Source organism: Mycobacterium arosiense ATCC BAA-1401 = DSM 45069 (genome assembly GCF_002086125.1).
In the GTDB taxonomy this organism is placed as follows: Bacteria; Actinomycetota; Actinomycetes; order Mycobacteriales; family Mycobacteriaceae; genus Mycobacterium; species Mycobacterium arosiense.
The window spans coordinates 1-234 of the sequence record NZ_MVHG01000419.1 but is presented as its reverse complement, the minus strand read 5'-3'; the positions used below and the strand labels follow the sequence as shown (position 1 = coordinate 234).

Genomic DNA, 234 nt, shown 5'->3' with positions numbered 1-234 from the left:
GTTCCTGGCGACCACGCTGTACACCGGACCGATGGTCGAGCACCTCGGCGGCGTGGATATCTCCTGGATCATCGGCTTGCTGGTGCCGGCGGTCCTCTACTACCTGGTGGCGCGGCGCAAGGCCACGCGCCAGGCCCCGGCGCGAATGATCCTGCCGGCCGATCCCGGCGCCTTCGAACATCCCGCGCACGGGGCCTGAGACGAATTTCCAGGGCGGCGCGGCCGCCTTCAATC

General features: G+C 69.2%; 1 pseudogene. It reads left to right on the top strand.

From position 1 onward, the window contains the following. Nucleotides 1-199 (top strand): annotated as a pseudogene (locus BST14_RS32400) (hypothetical protein); the annotation flags it as partial. Between the last annotated feature and the right edge of the window lie 35 nt (nucleotides 200-234).